Consider the following 1,314-nt stretch of genomic DNA (forward strand, 5'->3'; position numbering starts at 1 on the left):
CGTCCTAGAATAGGTTGACATATAAATTTAACGATAATTATCCTTACTTGACTATTTCAAGTAAGGATTTTTTGTTTATGTACTTGACTAGGTGTTTTATATTTTAATGCAGTATGTGGTCTTCTATTATTATATAATTTCACTGATTGCCTAATCATGGTGTTTGCTTGTTTTATGTTTTTAGGCCTGCTAATCATAAACTCATTTTTCAATATACCATTTATCCTCTCAGCAAGAGCATTTTGATAACAATCATGACCATCAGTCATGGAGCAAGTAATGTTGTTTTTACGATGTATTTCTTGATATTGCATTGAACAATATTGTAATCCTCTATCCGAATGATGTATCAAAGGAAGATGGTTTGTTCTTGATTTAATAGCCATTTTTAATGCTTTAGCGACACCATCAGTGCTTAAATCATGATGTAAATGAAATCCTAGAATTTTTCTAGACCAAGCATCCGTTACTAAACTTAAATAGGCAGTTTTTTCCTTAGTTTGAATATAAGTGATGTCAGAAACCCATATTTCTTCTGCTCTGACAGCTTTTTTCTCTTTTAGAAGATTGGGGTACTTATGCAACCAATGTTTTGAATTGGTTGTTTTGATATAACTTCTTGCGGGCTTTATTAATAAATGTTCCGAACGTAAGAAATTGAACAGCGCATCTCTGCCTATTTTGATGTGAAGCGTATTAAATCGTTCTTTCAACATAAAGTACAGCTTACGCGTTCCTAAACGGGGAAGGTACATCCGTTCTTTCAGAATTTCCTGCTTAATTTGTTTCAACTCTAATAACCGGGAATGGATACGGTTTAATTTTTGGTAGTAACCTTGCCGACTAATCCCAAACAGTTTACAGACTTTGGAAAGGCTTATTAATCCTTTTTCTCGAAGCCTTTCGACTGTTTGGGTAAAAACTTTTTTGGCACGATCATACCATATTCTTTTTCCATAATCTCAAGCATAGTTTTGTAAACTAGATTGCGATCCTGTTCATCTTTCAAAGCCTTTTCTAACAACTTAATACGTTGTTCTGGACTAGGGTCAATATGCTTATTCATAGCGTGTTGCTTTGGTAAACTCCAGTCTAAGTTACCAAGTTTTCTTAACCAAACCAAAACCGTACTTCGTCCTTGGATACCATAACGAGATTGTGCTTGCTTGTAGGTGAGTTCGCCTTTTTCGACTTGACAGACAACAGATAATTTAAAAGCTAGGCTATAATCTCGCTGACTCCGTCGTAAATTGTTCTTTAGTTCTTTTTTCATAATAAGCTGAGTTAGATGTCAACTTATTTCAGGACGGGACA

At 34.6% G+C, this 1,314-nt stretch carries 1 protein-coding gene; it reads right to left on the reverse strand.

Features of this window, described 5'->3' with window-relative positions; translation table 11 throughout:
• Positions 1-56: 56 nt before the first annotated feature.
• Positions 57-1,273 (reverse strand): IS3 family transposase gene (locus tag EDF66_RS25945; protein ID WP_132846221.1). Its coding sequence is split into 2 segments (ribosomal slippage): positions 57-940 and positions 940-1,273, totalling 1,218 coding nucleotides; the frame shifts between segments, so codons are not numbered across the junction.
• Positions 1,274-1,314 lie beyond the last annotated feature (41 nt).

The organism is Sphingobacterium sp. JUb20, assembly GCF_004342035.1.
Taxonomy (GTDB): domain Bacteria; phylum Bacteroidota; class Bacteroidia; order Sphingobacteriales; family Sphingobacteriaceae; genus Sphingobacterium; species Sphingobacterium anhuiense.